The organism is Rhizobium sp. RHZ02 (assembly GCF_014851575.1).
GTDB lineage: Bacteria > Pseudomonadota > Alphaproteobacteria > Rhizobiales > Rhizobiaceae > Rhizobium > Rhizobium altiplani.
The window spans coordinates 39,550-59,719 of sequence record NZ_JACUZX010000011.1 but is presented as its reverse complement, the minus strand read 5'-3'; the positions used below and the strand labels follow the sequence as shown (position 1 = coordinate 59,719).

Sequence of the window (20,170 nt, the reverse complement as noted above, 5' to 3'; positions counted from 1 at the left end):
CAGACGTGGGGCCGATACACTGCGATACGAACCACAGGCGAAAGGCCGATATCTCAACCAATTGCCGGACGCAGATTGCGACTGATGAGATCGCTTCACACGCGTACCCATGAAAAAACCCGGCGTGAACGCCGAAAACGCTCTCCGCCAGGTTCAGAATTCCAAAGGCCAAACCGGAAAAGCCGCGGCTATCCACCGGTAGAGCGATCAGAACCGGTCGACGTCGACCACGGCCTGTGCAAAGGCTTGAGGCGCTTCTTGCGGCAGATTGTGACCAATGCCGCCGGTGATCAGCCGATGCTCATACTTGCCCGAGAACTTCTTGGCATAGGCCTCCGGCTGCGGATGAGGCGCACCATTGGCGTCACCTTCTAACGTAATTGTCGGCACGCCGATAAACGGGAACTTGGCAAGCTGTGCTTCGAACTTGTCATACTTCCGCTCGCCCTTGGCCGCACTGATACGCCAGCGGTAGTTGTGAATGGTGATGTCGACGTGATCGGGATTTTCAAAGGCGGCGGCGCTGCGGTTGAAGGTCGCGTCGTCGAAATTCCACTTGGGGGACGCGAGTTGCCAGATGAGCTTGGCAAACTCGCTCCGGTATTGCTCATAGCCTTTGCGACCGCGTTCGGTCGCGAAGTAGAACTGATACCACCAGGCTAGCTCCGCCTTCGGCGGTAGCGGCGCCTTGTTGGCTTCCTGGCTGCCAATGAGGTAACCGCTGACGGAAACCAGGGCCTTGCAGCGCTGCGGCCAAAGCGCCGCGATGATGTCGGCCGTCCGAGCGCCCCAGTCGCAACCGGCGATCAGCGCCTTCTCGATCTTCAGGACATCCATGAACGCCACGATATCGGCAGCAATCGCAGCCTGCTGACCGTTGCGCATCGTCTTGTCGGAGAGGAAACGCGTAGTGCCGTAGCCACGCAGATAAGGCACGATGACGCGATAGCCGGCGGCGGCCAGCAGTGGCGCGACGTCGACATAGGTGTGGATGTCATAGGGCCAGCCATGCAGGAGAATGACCGGAGGCGCGTCGCTCGCTCCAAGTTCGGCGTAGCCGACGTTAAGCATGCCTGCATCGATCTGCTTGATTGTGCCGAACGACGTGTTGGTGCCTGGCGCGATGGCAGGAATGCGGGCAGCAGCCGGCGTCGCCGCCTGGGCAAGGCTCGTCCCGATGCCCCCTAATTGTGCGGCTGCGACGGTCAGTGCCGCCACGCCCATGAACCGCCGCCGTTGTTGATTGACTTCCTCTGCCATCGCTACTCTCCAGACTTTGTTAAAGACACCGATATTAAGCATGATCGATGTGTATCGTTTGTGTGTCCGCTGGCTGGAATTGAAACCCAATGTAGATACGTTTGTTGAGAGATACATTGGTATACATTGCACTGCTTTTGTCCGCTCCCAGCACAACCTACAACAACTCACGCGCGCGAAAATCAGCAAGGCCGGGCCAACGCGTGACCCGACCTCGAGGGCTGAAGCACCCAGCGGTTGAATATCCTAGATTCCCTGTGCGGACGACCCGATGTGGCGACAATCAAGCGGCGCGGCATTCGGCCGCACTGCGAGCCATCAAGGCTAAGAATCCGGCAGCGGTACTGGTTGAACAGCAAGGATCTCAGCTTCGGGGCGCCGGACCATTGTCGGCAAAGGCGGGGATCTCTCGAAGCCTGGCGACAACCGCTGCAATTCGGGGCCACTGGTCGAGCGGAAGCCCAGTCCGCTCCGCATTGATCGCCTGTGGGAAGAGGCAGATGTCGGCCATCGACGGCGCATCGCCGGCTACATACTGACCTGTCTGCCGCCGCGCGAGCAATTCTTCCACTGCCGTCAGGCCGACACGGATCCAGTGGCGGCTCCATTCCGCGATGTCCTCGGCCTTGACGCCGATCGTTCCCAGGTGCGCGGCCACCCGGGGCGGAAGAAGCGGATGGATATCCGCGGCGATCGCCAGGGCGACGGTCCGCGCAAAGGCGCGATCTTCAAGCTTGCCGGGCAGGAGTGGAGGTTCGGGGAAACGCTCGTCGAGATATTCGATGATGGCGAGAGACTGCGTCAGCAATACGCCTTCATCCGTCAGCAAAGCCGGAACGAGCCCCTGCGGATTGAGTTGCAGATACTCCGGCTTCCGGTTGAGTGCATCCGGCCCAAGAATTCCGATCGCCTCGCGCTCGACGTCCAGACCCTTCAGCGCAAGTGCGATCCTGACACGGGACGCAGCCGACGAGATCTTGTCCTGGAAGAGTTTCATTGTTGATTTCCTCAATAGTTCGCGTGTTGGAGCAATAGGTTATCAGACGTCACGAAGGAAGCCTTTGCAATCTGCGCGGGCTCCTGCGAGCCGGCATCCGCCGCCGGCGACAACAGCGAGAACAGTGCCGCGATCGGGGGCGGCTCGCCCGGAGCGCTATCCCAGGCGCATGGCACGGCTGCCAACGCAAGCACGGCATAAGTGATGACCAGAATGCGCATTTTTTCTTTCTCCTCGATTGCTCGGTCTGTTCGGGCCAGCGGCCGAAAAACTCAGATTGCTCGTCAGCGGGTTGAATTCAGCGTGACGGCAGCGCGTATCGTGAATGTGTTCGAATGTGCTGAGAACTGTACCTCTGTGTAAGACTCGGGATCGGGCGGAACCCGAGCCGATCTGTATTGACCATTCCTGGCCACGCGCCGCGTCGCGCGGCTAGCGTCAGCGTGACTGGTCCGCGACGAGCACTGGTCGCTCGCGATACTGCTCCGGGAAAAGCCGCTTCAGAGCTTCGATCTTCGGCTGCTCGTAGATGTAGACATAGGGCTGGCTGGGATTGTTGTAGACGTAGTCCTGATGATAGGCCTCGGCGCGATAGAACGTTTTCCCAACTTCGATCGACGTCGCAATCGGGCGACCGAACGCGCCTTCCTTGCCGAGTCGCGCGATGTAGTCGGAGGCGACCTTGGCCTGCTCGTCGTTCAGCGGAAAGATCGCCGACCTATATTGCTTGCCGACGTCAGGCCCTTGCTGATCCACCTGTGTCGGATCGTGAACCACAGAGAAGAAGATCTGCAGCAACTGGCCGTAGGTGACTTGCTTCGGATTGTAGACGATCTCCACGGCTTCAGCATGACCGGTCTGCCCTGTCTCGGTCATCTCGTAGGTCGCGGTCGAGGCACTTCCGCCGGCGTACCCCGCCGTGGCACTCACGACGCCGGCAACGTGCTGAAACGCACCTTGGACGCCCCAGAAGCAACCGCCGGCAAGCACCAGCGATTGCTTTCCGGGCGTCGCTGCCACGTCATGCAGAGCCGGAGGAGCGTGCTTGGCTTCCTCGGGCTTCGAACCGCCATTCAAACTCAGCGCCACGCCGCCGCCACCGATCACCGCCAGCGCCACAAGGCCGAGGCGTGCAATGGCGCGGAATGAGGCCGAAGGGTCTTTCCGTCGATTTTTCATTGTTCTGCCCTTTCATCCGAAGGTAAAGACGAATGCCTCGACACCAGGATCGAGGAAGCGGATCTCGAACGTCCGTTCCCGAACCTCTCCCGATTGTCGCACCAGTTGATAGAGCCGGGTTTCCGAAACGGTACCGTTTCCCTCAGCGTCGATATCCGAACCGTGGTCCGCGCCGGGGGCCACGCCATCCACCTTCACCTGAAAGCGGATCTTCTTGCCGTCAGCGCCTGGCCCAAGCACGAGGTGCAAATCCCGTGCGCTGAACCGATAGGTGATGCCGCCGCCGGCCTGATCCAGCGAGGCCTGCTCACCGCCCACGGTCCACTTGCCTGTCAGACCCCATTCGTTGAGATCGGGCTTTCCCACCGTATAGTCGCGCGCAGCGTCTGCTCCGACGCCTTCCGGTGAGATGAAGTTGGCGGCGCGGAGGTAGCCGATATAGGATTCGCCGGATTGCAGCTGCGCGAAGTCGGGCGCCGCCTCGGCGCCCTTGGCATCGAGCGTGACGGTAGCTGCGTCGACCTTCTTGCTTCCAGCGGCTTCCGCCAGCAAGTCCTGGATCACCCGTTCGGACTGTTCGTAGTCTCCCTCGCCGAACTGGGTGTGCCGGATCTGGCCCTTGGCATCGATGAAGTAGTGGGCGGGCCAGTAGTTGTTGGCGAATGACCGCCAGATCTTGAAGTCGTTGTCGATCGCAACGGGATAGCCAATCTGGAACTTGTCGATCGCCTGACGGACGTTATCAACACGCTTCTCGAAGGCAAATTCGGGCGAATGGACTCCGATCACGACGAGGCCCTGATCCCGGTACTTCTCTGCCCAGGCCCGAACGTAGGGGATCGTCCGGATGCAGTTGATGCAGGAGTAGGTCCAGAAATCGACCAGAACGACCTTGCCGCGCAATTCTTCAGCCGTAAGCGGCTTCGAATTCAACCATTCCACGGCACCGTCAAGCGACACGAAGCGGCCGAGCACAGGCAGATCGCTTTGGTATCCCTTGCGCGCATCGTTCGCGGCGAGCTGCATCGCACTGCCCGACGGCTTTCCGGCCGTATCGCTTGCGTTATGCAGCCTGTCGAGCAACGACTGCTCGATGCGGGTACTACTCGCATAGGAAAGGCGCGACAACAGGCCGGTATCGAGCCCGAGCGCAATTGCCGTGACACCGGCCAGCACGGCGACGCCAAGCGCCTGCCGCAGACGTTCCCCAATGCCGAGCGATCGCTTCATCGCGGCAAAGACCTTCTCCCCGGCAAGGACAGCCATTGCTAGCGAGGTAGCAGCACCCGCAGCGTAGGACGTCAGCAGGAGCGTCGTCTGAACGTTTGCCCCTTGCAGTGCGGCGCCAGTCAGGACGAGCCCGAGGATCGGACCGGCGCAGGGCGCCCAGAGAAGGCCGGTTGCGACGCCGAGAAGGAAGGACGTGCCCACGCTCCCCTTCTTGCCGCTCGCCTGCTGTGACAGGCGGCTGCCCAGGGCCACCGCGGGCCGCGTTACCACCGCGGCGATACGCGGCGAAAGCAGCGTCACGCCAAAGCCCGCGATCAGGGCGACGGCAGCGTATCGACCAATTTCGTTGGCATGCACAGCCCAGCTTCCGCCGACCGCAGCAAGCGTTGCCACGCCGGCAAAGGTCACGATCATACCGAGTAACATCGGCAGGATGCTTCGTGTAAACGGCTGACCTGCCCGCGACAGGACGAATGGCAGGACCGGGAGAATGCAAGGGCTGACGATGGTCAGCGCCCCTGCGAGATAAGCAATCAGGAATAGGATCATGTCGTCATCCCCTGCAGTTGACCGATGCTCACACACTGGTCGTTGATGGTGCCTGCATAGGACCGGTCCGAAGTATCCCGGATGTGTCGCATTCCCCCCGAATTGTATCAGAATGCAAGCGACCTCAGCAGCCGCCGATCAACGGCGAAAGCCGCCCAACTTGGCCCGCGCCAATTGCCAAATGGCGGTAGTCACTTCCCGCTGCCAATCTCCTTGCGCCACTTGGATTGGTAGACTTACCAGAAGCCAGTTGCTCCCGGCCCATGCGTATTTACTTCCCACCGACTTCGGGTGAATACTCGCCGCCGAACAATCACTATTCCGCGAGGCGGCAGAATGGATCGCATCGACGCAATGAAGGTGTTTGTGACGGCAATTGACGAGGGCAGTCTCGCCGGAGCCGCCCGTAATCTCAAACGATCGCCAACGGCAGTCAGCCGCGCTCTGAGCTTCCTGGAGGCGCATGTCGGTGTCGAACTGCTCCACCGGACGACCCGGACGCTGAAGCTGAGCGAGGCAGGTCAACGGTATGCGGCGGCCTGTCGGCGTGTGCTGGTGGATCTCGAGGAAGCCGACATGCTTGCCGGCGGCGAGCGCGCGGCACCGCGCGGAACGCTGACAATTTCGGCGCCGCCGATCCTGGGAGAAGAGGTGTTGCGCCCCATAGTGGACGACTTCCTCGAACTTCACCCGACGGTCTCTGTCCGGTTTCTTATGCTGGATCGGTTGGTGAACCTGGTTGATGAGGGCGTCGACCTTACCGTGCGCATTGGTCACCTGCCGGACTCCTCGCATGTCTCCACCCGTCTCGGTGGCGACGTGCGACGCGTCGTCGTCGCCTCCCCTCGCTATCTGGCCAACCATCCTCGTATCGTCGAACCCGCCGACCTGGCGAAACATCAGATTGTCGCGTTCAGCAACTTCGGCCTGGATTCCTGGAGCTTCACGCCGGCGAAGGGCTCGTCCATTCCGCGCACGGTTCACTTCACACCGCGCTGCATCGTCAACAGCGTTCGTGCAGCAGCGGCATCCGCTGCTGCAGGCGGCGGCTTGACGAGGCTCTACTCCTACCATGTGGCATCTTATGTGCGCGATGAACGCCTGAAGATCGTGCTCGCCGACGCCGAACACCCGCCACTTCCGGTGCACCTGCTCGCGCCGCAGGGCCGGATGTCTGTGCCGAAGGTTCGCGCCTTTGTCGATTTCGCGACACCTCGCCTCCGTTCCGAATTCGCGAATATGGCAGCGGCAGCAGGCACTCTCGCCTGATTATGCCGACATTCGGTTGATTGTTGTCCGAACAGCGACAATTCTCTCAAATGTCGAATGGATCTAAATAAATTGCACCAACGCCGAGGGCGGAGGGCGGCCTCACCTGAAACGGCCGCGGCAATTGAAAGGATCACATCATGAGCACGCAACAGAAGGTCGCCATCATCACCGGCGCATCGCAAGGCATCGGCGCAGAATTGGTGCGGGCCTACCGCGACCGGAACTATCGCGTCGTCGCCACCTCCCGGTCGATCAAGCCCAGCGTCGATGCGGACATTATTGACGTCGCAGGCGATATCGGCAAACCGGAGACCGCGGAGCGGATCGTGCGCGAAACGCTCGAGCGCTTCGGCCGCATCGACACACTGGTGAACAATGCAGGCGTTTTCCTGGCCAAGCCGTTCGTCGAAATGACCCAGGAAGACTACGACCATAACCTCGGTGTCAATGTGGCTGGTTTCTTCCACATCACCCAGCGCGCCGCCACGGAGATGCTGAAGCAAGGTTCGGGGCACATCGTCAACATTACCACCAGCCTCGTCGACCAGCCAATCGCTGGCGTGCCCTCTGTGCTTGCTTCCCTGACCAAGGGCGGTCTGAACGCAGCCACCCGGTCGCTGGCGATGGAGTTCTCGAAGAGCGGCATTCGTGTAAACGCGGTTTCTCCAGGGATTATCAAGACGCCGATGCATGCGGTTGAAAAGCACTCGGCACTGGCCGGGCTTAATCCGGTCGGCCGCATGGGCGACATTCGCGATGTCGTCGACGCCGTTCTCTATCTGGAGACCGCGGGCTTCATCACCGGCGAGATTCTCCATGTCGACGGCGGCTCGAACGCGGGCCGCTGGTAGCCAGCACTATGGAGCGGCTGCGCTGCAACAGCGCGACTGCCGTCAATGACGCAACCAACCCTCTTTCATTGGAGACGGAAATGCCTATCGTCACTGTACAGGTTACCCGCGAAGGAACCACGCCTGATCGCAATTCGGTCACGGCCGAAGAGAAGGCCGCAATCATCGAGGGCGTCAGCCAGGTTCTGCTCGACGTCCTCAACAAGCCGCTTGAATCGACCTATGTGGTGATCGAAGAAGTCGATCTCGACAATTGGGGCTGGGGCGGTCTGCCGACCGTGCAATACCGCAAACAGCGCGCCGCGGCAGCCAAATCCTGACGCTCTCCGAAACCTCAACCGAACCCGTCGCTCGCACTCTGAGCGTCGGGTTCGGCTTGTTTTAGCGACGATACTTCCGATGGCGCCACCCCTTGTCGGATCAATCTATGATGTGATAGCCGCCATCGATGTAGATGGTATCGCCCGTCATCAATCGCGCCGCGTCATGCGCCAAGAAGGCAGTCGCCATGCCGACATCGTCAATCGATACGAGGCTGCGCGCCGGGGCCGTTTCCTGGGCCTTGTTCAGGAGTTCGTCGAACTCGGGAATGCCCGAGGCTGCCCGCGTTGCCAGCGGGCCCGGCGAGATCGCATGCACGCGGATGCCTTTGGGGCCGAGTTCCGCGGCAATGTACCGAACGGCGCTTTCCAGCGCCGCCTTGGCGACCCCCATGACGTTGTAGTTCTTCACGACCATCTGGCTGCCGTAGTAGGTCATCGTGAACAGGCTGCCGCCGCGTTTCATCAGCGGTTCGGCAAGATGCGCCATGCGAATGAACGACCAGCAGGAAATGTCCATCGTCTTCAAAAACCCCTCCTGCGGCACATCCACGACGCGTCCCTGCAGCGTATCCTTCGGCGAAAAGGCGATCGAATGCACGAGAAAATCGAGTTCGCCCCATTGTTCCGCGACGCGGTCGAACACCGCCTCCAATTGTCCCGGGACCGCGACGTCGAGCGGCATGAAGATCGGCGCTTCCAGCTCCTCGGCCAGTGGCTCGACATGAGGCCTGGCCTTGTCGTTGAGATAGGTCACTGCAAGCTCCGCGCCAAAGGCGCGAAATGACCTGGCGCAACCCCAGGCAATCGACTGGTCATTGGCAATGCCGACCACCAGTCCGCGCTTTCCTTCGAGAAGCTTGGCCTTTACCTCGGGAATCATGTCAGCCCTCTCTTCAGCTCAATAGGTGTGGCAGGCGCCTATGCAGCGATAAGCGCGAACGTATGCCGTGCGATCATCAGTTCCTCGTCGGTCGGCACCACATAAAGAGCGACCTTGCTGTCGTCGCTCGAGACGAGCAACTCACTGGCCTCGTTTCGTGCTGGGTCGAGCGAGGCTCCAAGCCAGCCAAGTTTTTTGGCAATCCGGGCGCGCATCACCGCTGAATTTTCACCGACACCCGCCGTAAACACGAAGGCGTCCAGCCCGCCGAGGGCCGCAACCAGCGCGCCGGCATTGAGGCCGATGCGATGCACGAAATGGTCGAGCGCGAGCCTCGCGCCGGCGTCGTCGCTGGCAAGCAGGTCGCGCACGTCGTTGCTGATGCCGGAAAGCCCCTTGAAGCCCGACTCCTTGTAGAGGAGATCCTGCAACTGCGGTGCCGTCATTCCATGCTGCTGGAGCAGGTAGAGAAGTACACCAGGATCGATCTGCCCGCATCGCGTGCCCATCGGCAACCCGTCGAGCGCCGTGAATCCGAGCGTGCTCTCGACGCTTAGCCCCTTATACAGCGCGCACATGGATGCGCCGCTCCCGAGATGCGCGACGATGACCCGTCCGTTGCCAACGTCAGGCGCGATCTCGGCCAGGCGTCCGGCCACATATTCGTAGGACAGCCCGTGAAAACCATAGCGCCGGATACCCTCGTCGAAATAGTGCGCCGGAATGGCATAGTGGTCCGTCATTGGGTCATGGCCGCGATGAAAGGCGGTGTCGAAGCAGGCGACCTGTGCAAGCTGCGGCTGGCGTTCCAGCAACACACGGATCGGCGCGAGGTTGTTGGGCTGGTGCAAGGGCGCCAGCGGCGTGTATTGCTCCAATTCGCGGAGCAACTCCTCATTGATGCGCGCTGGACGTGAATGGTTCGGACCGCCATGAACAACCCGGTGGCCGACAGCAACCAACCGGCCCTGCTGCCTCTGACGCAACCACTCCCCCACCAGCCGCATCGCCGCCGGCAGATCGGGAACGGCTTCGGGTGGATGATTTTCGTTCGCCAGCCGCTCGCCGCCGGCGCTCTTGACGGTCAGGTGCGGCGCGGTGCCGATCCCCTCCATCTGCCCCTTGATCAGCCGCTCCAACGAGTCCGCGACCGAAAATACCTCGAACTTCAGGCTGGACGAACCGGCATTCACGACGAGGATGGTGTCCATGGCCTCAAGCACCCTGTATCGGTGCCGTGCGGCGGCGCGCATCGGCAAGCAAGACGCCGACGGCGCAAGAGGCAAGACGGGCCCGCACCGAATCTGCCCGCGATGTCAGGATGATCGGCACGCGCGCACCGAGCACGATGCCAGCTGCATCTGCCCTTGCCAGGAAGGTGAGGTTCTTCGCCAACATGTTGCCGGCTTCCAGATTGGGAACGACGAGGATTTCGGCGTGGCCGGCAACCGGAGAGTGGATACCCTTTATCCTCGCCGCTTCCGGGTCGATTGCATTGTCGAAGGCAAGCGGTCCGTCGAGAATACCGCCGGTAATCTGTCCGCGCTCGGCCATCTTGCAGAGCGCGGCGGCGTCGATTGTCGAAGGGATCTTCGACGTGACCGTCTCGACGGCCGAAAGGATCGCCACCCGCGGCGTGCCAAGGCCGATCTGCGTGAAAAGGTCGATGGCGTTCTGGATAATGTCCCGCTTGGCGTCGAGATCCGGCGCGATGTTGATGGCTGCGTCGGTGATGAAGAGCGTTTCCGCATGATGCGGGACGTCCATGACGAAGACATGGCTGATCCGCCGCGCTGTCCTCAGTCCTGTGGCTGATGAGGTCACGGCCCGCATGAGCTCGTCCGTGTGCAGACTGCCCTTCATCAGCAGTTCAGCACCGCCTTCGCGGATGATTTCCACTGCCTTTGCCGCGGCCGCGTCGCTGTGCGGCGTGTCGATCAGTTCGAACGGCGAGATATCGAGGCCGTGCGATTTTGCGACCGCACGCACCTTTTCCACCGGCCCGACAAGGATCGGATGCATCAGCCCGACCTCGGCTGCTTCGACAGCGCCGCGCAGCGACGTCTCATCGCAAGGATGGACGACGACCGTTCGCATCCGCGGAACCTGCTTTGCTTTAGCGATCAGCCGCTCGTATTTCTCATGACTCTCGGCTTCTTCCCTGGCGTTGTTCAGATCCGGCATCTGCGTCTGCTCCATGTTGAAAAGACCGGGTTCAAGCCCCGCGTCTGACAGCCTTGACCGGGGTGGGCTTCATCGGCGGCGTTACGGGCTCGGCGACGGTCTCGCTGCCAACGTCGAAGAGCCCGATGATCCTCTGCCACCGCTTCTCGGCTTCTTCCGAAAGCGGACCCCGCGCATTCAGAACCTGCCGAAGCGAATACAATGCTTGGCGGCGAACGCCCTCCTCCGGCGGCAGCAGGCGGGGGATCGCGTTCACGGCGTCTTCCTCATCGATCAGCAGCATGAAGAACTGATCGCGGATTAACGCCTTGAATTCGCTGAGCGTCATTGCCGGCATTCCGTCCTCGGCGCGCCGCATCCGGCGGATGGCGGCAAAGCCACGCTCATCGGCTGCGCCACTCGCCATCGCGACGTAAAGCAGGCTGCGCGCCATGCCCTCCCGAAGCCCGCCGTTGCCGATTTGCGCCTTGAGTTCCTCGATCCTCGCCTTGAGCATCTGGACATGCATGCCGGTCTTGGCCGCGCGCCGATGTGGCGTTGCATCGGACGGATCGATACCGACAGCCGCCTGCAGCAGCGGAGACCCATAAATGGTGAGAAAGGTCGCCTCACTCAGCGCCTCCATCCCCTCGCGCCAGGCGTCCAGCCCCGCTACCATCTGGCGCGAGACGGCCTGCTCCATGGCCAGAAACGGATTGTCCGCAGGAACCGGACGACGTTCGTCCGCCACCTCGACAGCGAGATCCGCAATCGGCGCCATCCAGGGATTAACGTCGGAGAAGAGCTCATATTGCAGCCGCAGCGGGTGCGTTGCCCGCAATTGTTCCGCCGCCCAGTCGGGCACCATGGCGCGGACGAAAGGCTGGAGGAACGTCTTGTAGAGCGACAGGTTGATGTCCGAGACCTTTGCGACGGTCGCAAAGCGGCGATCGTCCTCGGCGTCATTGCAACCGAGCTCACGGATATCGTCGAGCGTTCTTGCCTCGCATCGCATGATCCAATCGCCCTCGACCAGGTCTCCGCCGATGGTCTCGTCTGTCCTTGCTTCGAAGGTCGCTTCGTAGAGACCGGGCGGCAGCGCATCGATCAGGTCGATATTGCTGGAGAACTCGCCGTGCTCCTTGCGGGCAACGCTCGCGGACACGAAGATCCCGAGATGGCCGATCGTTTCATGTACCGTGTAGACGATCGTCTGCCCGTGCGAACGTATCTCGTTCACATCGTCGTAGAGGTCCAGCACCCAGCCGAGCGCCTGCGCGGGCGGCGTGATGTTGTCCCCTTTCGAGCAGAAGACGACGATCGGCGCGCGAATATTGCGTAGGTCGATCGCCTCGCCATTCGATGTCTTTATGCGGCCCGCCGCCAGATTATTGCCGACGAAGAGCTCGTCCACGATGAATTGGATCTCTTCGGCATTCAGGCTGACGTGCCCGCCCCACCACTCTTCGAAGCCGAGATAGCGCGGCGCCTCGGTGTCGATCTTGGAGTAGAGGTTGTACTGCTTGGTCCAGAGCGTGTTGGCCGGGTTCTGGTTCTCGAAATTCTGCACCAGCCATACGCCGTCGAACTGCCCGTGTCCGAGGTCGCTGGTAAGCGCCGTCAGCCAGCTGCCGCCGAGCAACCCACCCGAGTAGCGCATCGGGTATTTGCCGCGTTCGCCGGCCCAATAGGACAGCGGCGCGCCGGCAATGATGACCGAGCCGAACAGTTCCGGGCGCATGGCGGCCAGCATCATGACGGCCCATCCGGCCTGGCAATTTCCAATCACACAGGGCTTGGCGTCCGCCTGAGGATGCAGGGAAATCACCTTTACAAGAAAAGCAGCCTCGGCCTGCGCGATGTCTTCGATCGTCTGCCCCGGCACTGGCTGTGGGAGGAAGCCGATGAAATAGCAAGGATGCCCAGCCTTGAGCGCGACACCGATCTCGCTGTCCGCCTTGAAGCCGCCGATGCCGGGCCCGTGTCCGGCTCTCGGATCGACGACAACGAACGGCCGGCGCGTGTCGTCAACCTCGATCCCCTTGGGCGGGACGATCCGAACCAGCGCGTAGTTGACGGGTCTCGGGAGGGAACGTCCATCAATGACGATCTCCGGCGTGAAGCTCAGTACATGCGGCGCCGTCGCTTCGGCGTGAGCCCGATATTGGTTGCCGCGCTTTCGCATGACATCCCAGAACAGCACGCTGCGCTGCGTGGCATCCATGGCATAGTCGAAAAAGAAGCCCGCAGGACCGAAGTGAGTGGCGAAATCAGCTGTCGGAAGATACGAAGGGTACCGCATGCCAAATCTCCTCGTTCACCCTCTCGGCGAGAGGTCAAAGACTTATGCTCGGAGTGTATTCGCGATCTGCGTCTGCACTGTGAATAGTTAACCGCACCGTCATTCATGCGCTTTGTTCGCACATGCAGCATAAGTCCATTCGGTCCACGGCACCAACGTATTTTACGGTAGCATACGGAATTCGACGCAGGTCGGGCGAGACCGCGATGGAGCGACGTGCAAAACGACCGCAGCGCGTCACGAAGATTATTTGCTGCCCCAACATCAGGTCACAAGCATTTTATAGGCTGGCAGCATGGCTACAGCGTTACCCAGCCTGAGGAACCGTCGCGCTCAATTACCTCGAGGGACCGGCGTCCGGTCAACGGTCGTGGTTAACCTCAGCGCCTGGGTTGGCTCGGTTGCAGATCCTGAAAGCCGATCTCAGGACATCCTCGAATGTTGGCAAAGGTGATATCGCGGCGTTCACCCCACTCGGTCAGCCCTCTCAGCGTCACGACGTTCTCGTCGCGATAGACCAGGTCAGTCCGACGGATACCTGCTCGCCGTGCCCTGTTTTGCGCTTGGCTGACGTTGCAGGTGCCTTCCGATGGCGACACTTGCCAGGTGCTCGTCCCTCTGCCGTCGGATTGCCAGCCGCCTGACTGAGCTGAGGCCACCGACGGCGCTAAAGCGACGAGGATCATCAAGGTCTTGTGGAAGGCGGCTTTCATGATCCCTGCCCCGGTTGCACTGCGCTTGAGCACTCAGGGCCAAGATAGACGGACCTGCGCATAGCGCAATCACCAGTGGGCGGACCCGCGCTCCATTTGCTCGCAAATGAAGGTGAAGTCGTGCGCCAGCGTTAATAACCGCCTAACGCTGGCGCCGATCGTCTGAGTTATCGAACCCGCAACTACCGCGCAAGCTCGCCCTCGGGACGACCGCGTCCAAGCTTGTCAGGGAGCGGCTGCCCTTTCGGCGTGAACTCGAGCGACCCTGAATTTATGCAGAAGCGCTCGCCTGTCGGAGGCGGGCCGTCGAGAAAGACGTGCCCCTGATGCGCGCCGCAGCGTGCGCAAACGATCTCTGTTCTGACCATGCCGTAGCGGGTATCGCGAATGCGCCGCAGGTGATCCTTGGCGGCAGGCGCAGTGAAGCTCGGCCAGCCTGTCCCGCTTTCGAATTTGGAAACGGCCTTGAACAGGGGAAGACCGCAGAGGCGGCAAGTATAGAGCCCCTCGCGTCGCTCGTGGAGGAAGACGCCACAAAACGGCGCCTCCTCGCCATGCTCCAAGAGCAGATGACGGTCGTCCTCACTGAGATCCGCCACAAGCTGCTGCATCTGTTCTTGTGTGGGAGGGGTGAGATCGAACTGCAATTCGACGACATCACGCATTCCTGTTTCTCCTTGGGTGCTCCGGCGGATTGCCGGAACGTCACATGAGTTTACCTCAGCAGGGCCGGCGCCGATGTAGCGCTGCGCCGGGCGCGTTCTTCATCCGTTCAGATGAGATTGAGCGCCACGTCGATATTGCCGCGCGTTGCCTTGGAGTACGGGCAGATCTCGTGCGCTGCGTGGATCAGTTCCTCTGCGACATCTCGGTCGATGCCCTGCAGGCTGACGTTGAGCCGCGCGCGCAGAAAAAAGGATCCGCCGTCGGCGTTCAGATCGATTTCCGTGTCGATCTCGGGCTCGACGGGCAGCTTGATCTTTCTCTGGGCTGCAGCGAGCTCGATGGCGCCAATGAAACAAGCAGACCATGCGGCGCCAAAAAGGCGTTCGGCAGCCGGGTGCGGCTGCGACAGGCGAAGATCCAGCTCGCCATCGCTGCTGCGTGTGAAACCGTCGCGACCACCCTTGTTATGGGTCTTGCCGGTAAAGAGGAGCTTCTCAGTCATCGTAAAATCCTTTCGGGTCAGCTTTTCATTCGCATCCGCTTTAATCGAATACGATCTAAATATGTTGCTCGAAAGGTGTCGTCAATACCATTGCGATTTAATCGGATGCGATTTATATAGAGAGAAGCGAAAAGCAACCGAGTAGGATCTCCCATGTCCGCATCCAAAACCGCCAAAACCCTGGAGACAGAGGCGCCCGTTTCCGGCGAGGCCGACAGCAAGAACAACAAGCTTTCGAACTTCCTATGCTTCGCGGTCTATTCCGCAAACCTGGCCTTCGGCCGTGCGTACAAGCCGATCCTGGACCAGCTGAACCTGACCTACACTCAATACATCGCGCTGGTTGCCCTCTCCGATAAAGACGACCAGACGGTCGGAACACTGGGCGAAAAGCTATTCCTGGAATCGAACACGCTGACCCCCATGCTCAAAAAACTTGAATCTCTGGGCTATATCCGCCGCAAACGCGATCCCGCTGATGAGCGGCAGGTACGATTGAGCCTGACGGCGGCTGGACGCGACCTTGTCGCTGCGGATCCCGGCGCGCCACTGGTCGATGCGACCGGCCTCGGAGAGGACTTCCCAGTCGTGCAGAAATCCGTGGTACGCCTGCGCAACAACCTCCTGAAGGCAACGCAGGACGGATCGGCAAAGGATTGATCTCTACTGCGCCCGTGAGCGTCGATGTATTCGGCGCTCCGCCGCCTCAGGTGCAGATGCCACCAAGGAGAACTTCCATCCCGGCGATTGGCATGGCGCTTGGCAACTGCGCGCGTGAAATCGCCTGCATAGGGTGGAGAAAGACGGGTTGCCCCTTATCTGAGGAAGGAGATCCGAAACGGAGACCGAAAGGACCCGCGCAATGGCAAAGAACACGATCTGCCTGTGGTACGACAAAGATGGTGAGGCTGCCGCCCGGTTTTACGCCGAAACTTTTCCCGATAGCGCAGTGGACGCCGTCATTCGCGCACCTGGAGACTATCCAGACGGCAAGCAGGGAGATGTATTGGTTGTCGAATTCACGGTTGCGGGCATTCCGTGCATCGCCTTGAATGGCGGTCCAGTATTCAAGCAGACCGAAGCCTTCTCATTTCAGATCGCAACGGAGGATCAGGCGGAGACCGACCGCTATTGGAACGCCATTGTCGGCAATGGCGGTCAAGAGAGCGAGTGTGGCTGGTGCAAGGACAAGTGGGGTGTGTCCTGGCAGATCATACCGCGCATCCTGACCGACGCGCTTGCGGCAGGCGGTGATCAGGCAAAGCGTGCTTTTGATGCGATGATGACCATGAAGAAGATTGACGTTGCGGTGATCGAAGCCGCCCGGCGTGGTTGAGGTGCCAGCGCGGCGCGCCACATCCTCTCTCCGCCCGAACGTCCATCTAGCGCGCAGCCACGGTTAGGGGCTGCAGTGGCAGTACGCCGGCAATTCTCCTGAATGGGACGCGCGTCGGGCAGCGTTTACCCTAGCGAGCTGACACCATCGGAAGCTCATTTGCCTCCATCATCTCGGCCGCCTTGGCGTATCCGCCACCCATGCCGTCCAGAAAGTGCAGATGCGAATCTGGTTTGCCCGAAGGCACGAAGCAGGTCATGAGCGCGTGAGATTGGCGATGCAGTCCGAAGTTGACCTCACCCCGCGCCTTTGCTGCAACCAGGATGGCTTCGACCGCTTCAATCTGTTCGCGTGTGCAATCCAACGTTAGACGCAGGCCATCGTCAAATTTGCGGAAGTCTGAGTTGGAGGCGACCGCCAACCAGGTTTCGAGGTTGACCGACCTCGCCCTGTCCTTGGTGATGGCGGTATCCCGCGACAGGGGATGGGCTTGCCGCGTGCCGGCGTCGAGAACGGAAAGCACGCACTTCGCCAATGCCGCGAAGGCTTCGGGGCTCCGGCCCTCGGATGGCTCGACCAGTAGCGACAGGATCTCGCCCCTCTGGCTCGGAAACGGCTCCCAATCGCAGCTCAGGCCGGTCAGATCGGGCTCGGTTGTGTAGCTGCCTGGCTTCACCAGATATCGGCCGTTCTTGATTTGCCGCTCTGCCCACTTGAGACCGCCGCCGGCAAACATCGCGTAAGTCGCGTCTTCAGAGGCGGCGTAGCGCGCGACGCGCACGTCGCGTCCGTTGGCACGTATCTCGCCCACGGACAGGTGGCCGGCCCGGAGAGCAAGGTTGAGATTGGTCTTGGCAAAGGCGACAACCTGCCGCAACGCTGATGTCGCGGTCATGATCCCCTGCGGTGGCAGCGCGAATGCCGCACCGTCTCCGCGAAACACAAAGGGGAAATCAAAGTCGCCCCAGGCATTCCCAACCGCGGCAATCACCGATGCGCCGGCATAGTTGACGTCTTCATAGCGCCCGGACTTGATCGCGGACGTCGAACCGACGACGTCTGTTATGCCGACCAGCCAATCGTCGGGCAGCGCCTCATAGATAGACGGGTCAAGCACTCGCGAAAACTCACTATAGGCCTGGGGCGCGTTTGGGTGTTGGCCGCCCATCGCGCGTTCATCGGTTTGCACGGCATCGACGGCTGGCTCCATGAACCTTTTCCCTTGCCTCATAGCAAAGTCCCTTTCTGTTGATTTACTTCGTACACGAATAACTCGGATGCGCTTTAAGTACACAAACAGGATCGCGAGGTCAATACATTTGCGATTTAATCGGATGCGATGTATGCGTCGCGGAAAATTGCGAAGATCACTCGGCGCCAGTAGGACCGAGACAGTCGCCGCGGCTTTCTTCGAAAATTCGGACCTGGGACATCCTGACCCGCAGCGGAAAGAGCATCATCCGAATTGGGGTCGGCTACGAACGGCGGATCACCATTCGAGCCCGGCATTCCCCGAAAGGTTCATAGCGGACATCCGCGAAACAGGTGACAGCTCCCAAAGTTCATGTGGATTACCGTATGTGATAAATTCCCTATTTCCATACTTCAGGTAGCATGTGCTTGGATGATTACATTTCCTAGTCATCAAGAGGTCACTGCAAAACTCACATCGTCTGTTTTGCGGTGACCTCGCCAAAATCCCAACCAAAATCTCAGCGGACCGACGCTTAGAGACGCCCTCTCAGAGTTTGGCCGCAATGTCGCCCGCAACATAGAGCAAGCAGCGTCGACGGCGTAGGCGACGGGCGTATGACGCAACGAAGCCTTGCAACGCATCGCTCGCGTTCCCATCTTATGGCGGTCACCCGAAAAATTCGAACCTGACATGGTCGACGCATCGTGCGTCCCATCTCACTGCGTTTCCTCCGGTCTGCGTGATGGAAACAAAGGTCGCCATGTCGAGCATGCCGCCAGTGCGGCAAAGGACTTCAATTGAACAAACCCATTACCGCCGCCGCCCCAGCGGCGAGTCCGCGCGAGCGCGATGACGCCGCTCGCCGCCCGGACAAGAACTGGAAACCTTACCCCTGCCTTCTCACCCGTCGTGAGCTGCAGGAGCTGATCGCCGAGCAGCTTGGCTGAGAGGCACTCAATCGCAACAACAAGGAGAAAAAGATGCAGGTCATTGTCAGAGACAACAACGTCGAACAGGCCATGCGCGCATTGAAAAAGAAGATGCAGCGCGAGGGTGTTTTCCGCGAAATGAAGGAACGCCGGGCTTACGAGAAGCCATCGGAGCGACGCGTGCGCGAACGAGCACAGGCGATCGCCAGACAACGCAAGGCCAACCGCAAGAAGTTGCAGCGCGAAGGTCTCCTGGCCTCGCCCAAGCGCCGCTCATCGGGCCGATAACTTTATAAGATGACCGCCGGGAGTCCTCGGCGGCATTCCACCCCAAGAAAGGGTCGATTATGGAAGAACTGCATAGCTTGACTGTTTCGGACGAACGACTCGAAGACTGCCGGGAGGTGATCGAGCCGGATCTTCAGGATCTGATCCGAACGACGATAGCATCCGGCTTTACCGCTGAAGAGGTTCTGATCGCAATCAGCGAACTTGTGGCGGAGGACTTCGCCGTATCGGCAAGACTGCCAAGTGTCCACTGACTCGCGTCGAGTTGGCTGCCGAAACAGCCTCGCATCAATATGTTGTCGAGGCATCGTCTTGAGGGCGGGATAGGTGTTGAACGGCTCCCGCGAACACCTACATCCCGCTTATCGTTTGTTGGCAGAGAGGAGGTTCATCATGAACACGATCAGCCATGCAACCGAACCAAGGTGGGCCGCACCGGTGGCTATCCGGATTGGAACGCGCCCCTCTGAACATATTCATGGTCCGGCTGAAGCTGTTGACTATCTGGAGCACAGGTGGCCACTCCAAAGCAGCATGCACGTTGAGGCGGCGAAGCGTCGGTGCGTGGAAGCCATGAACCACCTTGCACACCTGGAAGCCGCCAGAGATGCCTTTGTCGCAGCCGCGGTCGAGGCCAAGGTTTTGGCGTGACTTGCTCCGAGGCGAAGGCCGCTGATGATCACGGTCGTCTTCGCCGCCCAGTTGCGCAAAGTCCAACAGCTGCGCCCGACATCCGAACGCCCTGTGTCAAACCACGTTGGCCCGGGCGGGGAAGGCGCTGACGATTAGTGTGTCGTGACGGACTTTGGAGAACGCGTGCGACGGGGCTTGTCTCCGGGCGCAGCCGTTATCGCGATCGCGGCCGCCTTTGTCTTCTTCGCCGTAGGCTTGTCGGCAGCGGGTTTCGGCGCGGCGCGCGGCTTGGCGGATTTGGCCTTGGCCGTCGGCTTGCTTGCATTGTCTGCCTGCTGGCCGAATTCCTTGAACGCCTGTAGCCAGTGTTTCATATCCTGGCCGTGCGGGCGCCCCTCCTGCTCCCAGATTTCATAAGCACGACGACGGATTTTCTCTTCACGCTCGTTCATGATGGGACCCTGCTTTTGGTTGAAACCCAATCTTAATTGGAGCAAGCGGTCCAATAGGCAATGGAGATACCAGCGGTCGATTGATCGAACGAAGCAGGCTTGGCGGCGAACTAAAAGCAACAATTGTCTTTTCCGAAATCCCTCTATCTACCCTCGCGCGAATTAAATCGAACAGGAAGGAAAGCGAGATGAAACGCACGTCGATTTTGCTGCTTCTGGCAGGGGCCACGATTGCCGGATGCACGCCCACCGAGCAAGGCGCGGGAATTGGTGCAGCCTCCGGCGCGGTCATCGGTGGCGTGGCGACCGGCAACGTGCGCGGTGCCGCCGTGGGCGCAGCGATCGGCGGTGCCACTGGCGCGGTCATTGGCAACGTCGCTGGGCGGCCTGGTCAGTGCTACTTCCGTGACCGTTACGGTCGGCGATACATCGCCAGCTGCCCGCGTTGAG

General features: G+C 60.6%; 24 protein-coding genes. 10 read left to right on the top strand and 14 right to left on the bottom strand.

Translation table 11 applies throughout. The features are described from left to right. Positions 1-207: 207 nt before the first annotated feature. The 5 genes from IB244_RS17515 to IB244_RS17495 form a co-directional block, all read right to left on the bottom strand. Entirely contained in the window at positions 208-1,260 is a 1,053-nt protein-coding gene (locus IB244_RS17515) for an alpha/beta fold hydrolase (RefSeq protein WP_018857309.1), read from the bottom strand. A gap of 364 nt (positions 1,261-1,624) precedes the next feature. Continuing rightward, positions 1,625-2,257, bottom strand: a complete 633-nt coding sequence (maiA, locus tag IB244_RS17510) for a maleylacetoacetate isomerase (RefSeq protein ID WP_192304914.1) — start codon at positions 2,255-2,257, stop codon at positions 1,625-1,627. A gap of 11 nt (positions 2,258-2,268) precedes the next feature. Next, on the bottom strand, positions 2,269-2,478 hold the full coding sequence (locus IB244_RS17505) for a hypothetical protein (protein WP_018857307.1): 210 nt from the start codon (positions 2,476-2,478) through the stop codon (positions 2,269-2,271). A gap of 217 nt (positions 2,479-2,695) precedes the next feature. Continuing rightward, on the bottom strand, positions 2,696-3,436 hold the full coding sequence (gene msrA / locus IB244_RS17500) for a peptide-methionine (S)-S-oxide reductase MsrA (protein WP_192304912.1): 741 nt from the start codon (positions 3,434-3,436) through the stop codon (positions 2,696-2,698). Positions 3,437-3,448: 12 nt separating this feature from the next. After that, complete coding sequence (locus tag IB244_RS17495) at positions 3,449-5,215, bottom strand: cytochrome c biogenesis protein DipZ (RefSeq protein ID WP_192304910.1); 1,767 nt, start codon at positions 5,213-5,215, stop codon at positions 3,449-3,451. 336 nt (positions 5,216-5,551) lie between these two features. Here IB244_RS17495 and IB244_RS17490 point away from each other — a divergent pair, with 336 nt between their 5' ends. From IB244_RS17490 to IB244_RS17480, 3 genes are all read left to right on the top strand, one after another. Continuing rightward, on the top strand, positions 5,552-6,484 hold the full coding sequence (locus IB244_RS17490) for a LysR family transcriptional regulator (RefSeq protein ID WP_018117202.1): 933 nt from the start codon (positions 5,552-5,554) through the stop codon (positions 6,482-6,484). 140 nt (positions 6,485-6,624) lie between these two features. Beyond that, positions 6,625-7,338 (top strand): SDR family NAD(P)-dependent oxidoreductase, encoded by a 714-nt coding sequence (locus IB244_RS17485; RefSeq protein ID WP_025660047.1) that lies wholly within the window; start codon positions 6,625-6,627, stop codon positions 7,336-7,338. Between the two features lie 80 nt (positions 7,339-7,418). Beyond that, complete coding sequence (locus IB244_RS17480; protein WP_018117200.1) at positions 7,419-7,658, top strand: tautomerase family protein; 240 nt, start codon at positions 7,419-7,421, stop codon at positions 7,656-7,658. A 100-nt stretch (positions 7,659-7,758) separates the two neighbouring features. Here IB244_RS17480 and fabI read toward each other — a convergent pair whose 3' ends face one another. The 7 genes from fabI to IB244_RS17445 all read right to left on the bottom strand — a co-directional run bounded on the left by fabI (position 7,759) and on the right by IB244_RS17445 (position 14,887). Beyond that, positions 7,759-8,541 carry an enoyl-ACP reductase FabI gene (gene fabI, locus IB244_RS17475; RefSeq protein ID WP_113471275.1) on the bottom strand — a complete coding sequence of 261 codons (783 nt, stop codon included), beginning with the start codon at positions 8,539-8,541 and terminating at the stop codon, positions 7,759-7,761. A gap of 38 nt (positions 8,542-8,579) precedes the next feature. Then, positions 8,580-9,752 carry an acetate/propionate family kinase gene (locus tag IB244_RS17470; protein WP_113161538.1) on the bottom strand — a complete coding sequence of 391 codons (1,173 nt, stop codon included), beginning with the start codon at positions 9,750-9,752 and terminating at the stop codon, positions 8,580-8,582. 4 nt (positions 9,753-9,756) lie between these two features. After that, entirely contained in the window at positions 9,757-10,725 is a 969-nt protein-coding gene (locus IB244_RS17465; protein ID WP_246734432.1) for a phosphate acetyltransferase, read from the bottom strand. 31 nt (positions 10,726-10,756) lie between these two features. Further along, positions 10,757-13,006, bottom strand: coding sequence for a DUF3141 domain-containing protein (locus IB244_RS17460; protein WP_192304908.1), 2,250 nt, complete (start codon positions 13,004-13,006; stop codon positions 10,757-10,759). Positions 13,007-13,386: 380 nt separating this feature from the next. Further along, complete coding sequence (locus tag IB244_RS17455; RefSeq protein WP_018117196.1) at positions 13,387-13,719, bottom strand: hypothetical protein; 333 nt, start codon at positions 13,717-13,719, stop codon at positions 13,387-13,389. A 182-nt stretch (positions 13,720-13,901) separates the two neighbouring features. Beyond that, entirely contained in the window at positions 13,902-14,384 is a 483-nt protein-coding gene (gene msrB, locus IB244_RS17450; protein ID WP_018857299.1) for a peptide-methionine (R)-S-oxide reductase MsrB, read from the bottom strand. Positions 14,385-14,491: 107 nt separating this feature from the next. Next, complete coding sequence (locus IB244_RS17445; RefSeq protein ID WP_018857298.1) at positions 14,492-14,887, bottom strand: organic hydroperoxide resistance protein; 396 nt, start codon at positions 14,885-14,887, stop codon at positions 14,492-14,494. Positions 14,888-15,040: 153 nt separating this feature from the next. Between IB244_RS17445 and IB244_RS17440 the strand changes: the two genes are divergently transcribed. Both IB244_RS17440 and IB244_RS17435 read left to right on the top strand, forming a co-directional pair. Next, positions 15,041-15,547, top strand: a complete 507-nt coding sequence (locus tag IB244_RS17440) for a MarR family winged helix-turn-helix transcriptional regulator (RefSeq protein WP_018857297.1) — start codon at positions 15,041-15,043, stop codon at positions 15,545-15,547. Positions 15,548-15,749: 202 nt separating this feature from the next. Next, positions 15,750-16,223, top strand: a complete 474-nt coding sequence (locus IB244_RS17435; protein ID WP_018857296.1) for a VOC family protein — start codon at positions 15,750-15,752, stop codon at positions 16,221-16,223. A gap of 130 nt (positions 16,224-16,353) precedes the next feature. Here the strand turns inward: IB244_RS17435 and IB244_RS17430 are convergent, their stop codons facing one another. Further along, on the bottom strand, positions 16,354-17,433 hold the full coding sequence (locus IB244_RS17430; RefSeq protein WP_409564070.1) for a DUF3095 family protein: 1,080 nt from the start codon (positions 17,431-17,433) through the stop codon (positions 16,354-16,356). A gap of 782 nt (positions 17,434-18,215) precedes the next feature. Here IB244_RS17430 and IB244_RS17425 point away from each other — a divergent pair. The 4 genes from IB244_RS17425 to IB244_RS17410 all read left to right on the top strand — a co-directional run bounded on the left by IB244_RS17425 (position 18,216) and on the right by IB244_RS17410 (position 19,286). Beyond that, positions 18,216-18,365 carry a hypothetical protein gene (locus IB244_RS17425; RefSeq protein WP_167354905.1) on the top strand — a complete coding sequence of 50 codons (150 nt, stop codon included), beginning with the start codon at positions 18,216-18,218 and terminating at the stop codon, positions 18,363-18,365. Positions 18,366-18,398: 33 nt separating this feature from the next. Beyond that, positions 18,399-18,635, top strand: a complete 237-nt coding sequence (rpsU, locus tag IB244_RS17420) for a 30S ribosomal protein S21 (protein ID WP_018857293.1) — start codon at positions 18,399-18,401, stop codon at positions 18,633-18,635. Between the two features lie 59 nt (positions 18,636-18,694). Further along, positions 18,695-18,889: a hypothetical protein gene (locus IB244_RS17415; RefSeq protein WP_018117188.1), complete on the top strand. Its 195-nt coding sequence runs from the start codon at positions 18,695-18,697 to the stop codon at positions 18,887-18,889. A gap of 139 nt (positions 18,890-19,028) precedes the next feature. Next, positions 19,029-19,286 (top strand): DUF982 domain-containing protein, encoded by a 258-nt coding sequence (locus tag IB244_RS17410; protein ID WP_018117187.1) that lies wholly within the window; start codon positions 19,029-19,031, stop codon positions 19,284-19,286. A gap of 134 nt (positions 19,287-19,420) precedes the next feature. Here the strand turns inward: IB244_RS17410 and IB244_RS17405 are convergent, their stop codons facing one another. After that, on the bottom strand, positions 19,421-19,720 hold the full coding sequence (locus tag IB244_RS17405; RefSeq protein ID WP_018857291.1) for a DUF2934 domain-containing protein: 300 nt from the start codon (positions 19,718-19,720) through the stop codon (positions 19,421-19,423). A gap of 188 nt (positions 19,721-19,908) precedes the next feature. On the opposite strand from IB244_RS17405, the gene IB244_RS17400 reads away from it, so the two are divergent. Beyond that, positions 19,909-20,169, top strand: coding sequence for a YMGG-like glycine zipper-containing protein (locus IB244_RS17400; RefSeq protein WP_018857290.1), 261 nt, complete (start codon positions 19,909-19,911; stop codon positions 20,167-20,169). The last annotated feature ends 1 nt before the right edge of the window (position 20,170 follow it).